Consider the following 3713-nt stretch of genomic DNA (forward strand, 5'->3'; position numbering starts at 1 on the left):
GCGTAGCGTCGCGCGAATACCGCCTCCTCCTATCAATGAATCGTGCTTTGTTTGGGCAGGATAGGCGCCGCCGCCAAGCGTATCGATATTCGTGCGCAACTCAATTTCAAAATCTCCTGCGAGAGGTTCGGCCAGTGCCACGTTGAGCGCTTGAAGCAGACCCTCGCTCGCATGATCGAGCGGACCATACAGCAGAACCCGGCCGCCCGAACCCACGAAGCTCATCAACGTCTTCTCTAACGCGGTTCCAGCGTCGGGGACGATGGAAACCAGGACGGACTCTCCGAAGGCTCCTGGGTTGGTCTCCAGAATCCTCACGAGGTTTCCCGTCGAGACGACCGTATTCAGCGGGAATCCGGCATTGATGGCTTGTCGAATGAACCAGTCTCCGAAGAACACTTCGCCCGCGCGCGATTCCGCCGCAAACGTCATGTCGTGATACTCGTCGAACGGATACACCCACACGAACGGTCCCGGCGCATCCGGCGAGTCGGCCCGCGCCGCCAACACGTGAGGAATCACCTCGTTCGGCACCTGCTCCGGCATGTTCCCGTACGAATCGTCAATCGTCAGAAACTCCAGCGAGGTCGGTAACTTCACCGCGCCCGCTGCGTCGATACGCGCCACCGACATGGGCAGATAGATGTCGTGCGGTTCCCGCCCGTATCGATCCAGCCAAGGACTGTTGAGCCACCACGGGTCGTGCGTGTAGAAGCGGAAGGGATATGTCTCCCCGGGCAACTCGGCCATCCGCGACATGTAGCCAACCAGTTCTAACCCGTAGTCGCCGTCCAGTGCAGCCCACGGCGAGTTCGGCGGCGGCTCGATGTTGAATCCGCCGCTGTAAATGTCACGCAGCGACACCCCATCCGCCGACAAGTCCATGCCGGTCGACAGGTTGGTGCCCCTGGTCTCAAGCGGAAAGTCGGGACAGCCTTCCCTGAACGTCTTCCAGAATCCGAGGATCTTCTCCCTCACTTCTCCTACCAGGACTGTGTCGAAGCGTTTCCCGTCAAACACGTCCCCTGTCAGGCTCCACGGTTCCAGTCCGAATCCGAATCCATTCGAGAGCCACAAATAGTCGAACCCGAGATCGCCCAGAAAATGCTGGCTCTGCTTTCCGAAGAAGGTTCCGAAGGGCGTCCCCTCGGGGATGCCATCGGGATAAGCGGCATAGGCTGTTTTGTCCTCGTGCAGGAGCGCATAGCAGGAAACGAAAGTGCCTTTTCCCATCGCGTTGCCCTGGGATATCTCTGGATGCCGCTGGTACTTAAACGACGACCACGCGAACTCGGGTCCCGGGTCAAACGTCGCCCCCACGCGAACCGGCTTGCCCGTAACGGATATCCCCACTTCCCGCAGCACCTCCACGATGCGCTTCAACGTCCCGTATGTGATGACGGGAGGATTCTCCATATAGAGATAGGGCCGTTCGTGTAACGACAACGACTCGGGTCCTTCACCCGGCGCGTATTTCGAGTTGGCTCCCCCGATATACTTCGCCCACTCGATGGGGAGATCCATCGACCCCCGGTAATCGAGAATCTCCGAACCGTCCGCCGTCCAGAGCAGTACCGAGACTTGGTCCGCGTGCCGGATGAGCGGCATCCAGCCCTGAAATGCCTCGGCTGCTGTGGCCCTGATGGACGCCTCATCGACGGCCTTGAACGGTTTTAACGACATCTCCAAGGTGAGATTCTTGAAAGGCGTAATTTCGCTGGTTTGATCGGCACTTGCTATTGCCGCACAACCACTTAGGAGTACAAGAGTAAACACTCGAAATGAGATGACGTGCATGAACTTCCCCCCTTGCGCGCACGAGCGGCAACGGAACTCCGCCCGGCGACTATACGACGATAGCTCTGCGAAGTGGGATGAAGCAAGCCAGGGCGGCTCAACGTCCATTCCAAGAATGCAGATTATCTCTAAATGCGCTTACTAATAATAACCGCACATTTGCTAAAATCGCCCTTCTGATGACCTTTTGCCTGTTCTGTAACATTATTTCCCCTGCAATGTACTACTTGGTGGCTTTGGACACGAAGGTGCTTCCAGGGTCACGCGCCAGATAGGGACTTGGAGCGACAAAGTGTCCCGCGCTCCAAGGAGGCGCGAAAAACAGTAGAGGGGGACAATCTGGGTTTACCCTGAGCCAACGCGCAAGGGGTAAGAGAGTAGGAGTAACAAACCATGGCACTTTGCGACATCATTGCGAGCATTTTCGGACCGCTGGTAGACGTGCCCGTGCTGGGCAGCCTTGTGGAAGCTTTCCTGAGCTTCATCGGCAACGTGCTCGGCTGCGCCTAGCCATCACACAAGCTCGAATATTTCTACGCTGGAATGCGGGCGGGACTCCACTAGGAGGACCGCCCGTGTCCCTTTTTGCGCCCCTTTCCGTGTTTTGTCTGGTCCCGCGCTGACAACACGATTTTCTCTGCGCTGTAACGCAATTCCTGCCTCGGGGTATTACTCCATGGACTTGTGAAGCGTTGTCTAGCTTCCAGTCGGACGGTGCTTCGATTCCTTGAGATGAAAAGATGTCCCTCATCCCAAGGAGGCACCGGCAGTACTCTCAAGGGGGACACTAGGGTTGGACCCGCGCCGTGTTGGCAACGGGCACAACAAGTAGGAGATTACACCATGGCACTTTGCGACCTTATCAGCGGCATTTTCAGCGCGTTTGCCGAAGTACCTATTCTTGGCGACATTCTTGACGCCATTTTTGGCTTCCTTGGCAATTTCCTCGGCTGCGAATAATCGCAAATCATCTTTACGCTGGAATGCGGGCGGGACTCCGCAAGGAGACTTGCCCGCATCCCTTCATTTGCAGCGTTTGTACCCTTGCCTGGAACTTGCTCGCGTGCAAGACCGTGAGGTTCTGCCATGTGGATTGCTCACGAACATGCTCAGTCTTCAGACAAATTCCACGTCCTTTGCCGTCATCCAGCATGCCCATGACATACGAGACCCGTCGGTGGGTGCTCGTGAGAAATCCGGACTGATCCCATCCCGCGTATCCTCCGTGGAGCGTAGACAGCTTTGATCACAAACCAGCCAAGCGTCGAGTTGCAGGAAAGCGTAGCGACTCCATCAGCTTCGAAGACGAGAAGGGCCGTACTCTGGGCTGCGACCCTGTTCATTTGGTTGGCGGTGGCCTTCAGTCTTGGCTGGTACTACACCTTCACCTACTACGGCCGCGCGGGATGGCCGATGCCCTTTCCCGAAGCGTGGGCCTCCATTCTTCTCTACTATTTCTCCGTGATCAACGCCGAAACCGAAGTCCAAGCCGTCCATTGGATGCTCGTATTCCCCTGCGCCGGATGGTTATGGCCATACCTGCTTCGCGCCACGGCGGCACGCCTGCCGACGGCTCGCCCCGACTTGGCGCGGCTCGCTTTTGCGCTCGCCTTGGCCGCCATCCCCGTCGCATTGCCGGGCCCCATCATGGCAGTCCTTGCGGGGCACACCGCTGAAGGCTTCGCGTGGGATCGCATGATAGCGGTTGCGCTGCGGCGCGGATTCGTCACACCCGAATGGTGGCTGACACCGCTTTACGTTGGCCTGGGCATACTCACCTTCGCGCTGCAGATTCGCGCTTACCGGTGGTACTTCCCCTTACCAGCGCGCACGGCCTGGATGCACTATCCGGCTGCGGCCATCTCGTTGGCCGTGGTATCCACAGTATTTGCAGCCCTCGCGTCGTACCCGCTCCG

The 3713-nt window shown here is 58.0% G+C and carries 2 protein-coding genes; one reads left to right on the forward strand and one right to left on the reverse strand.

Annotated features, from left to right (window positions below; genetic code table 11):
* On the reverse strand, window positions 1–1797 hold a 1797-nt coding region (locus K1Y02_25900), incomplete at its 3' end, for a hypothetical protein (GenBank protein MBX7259815.1).
* A 1242-nt stretch (window positions 1798–3039) separates the two neighbouring features.
* Here K1Y02_25900 and K1Y02_25905 point away from each other — a divergent pair.
* On the forward strand, window positions 3040–3713 hold a 674-nt coding region (locus K1Y02_25905; protein ID MBX7259816.1), incomplete at its 3' end, for a hypothetical protein.

This window comes from Candidatus Hydrogenedentota bacterium (genome assembly GCA_019695095.1).
Classification (GTDB): domain Bacteria; phylum Hydrogenedentota; class Hydrogenedentia; order Hydrogenedentales; family SLHB01; genus JAIBAQ01.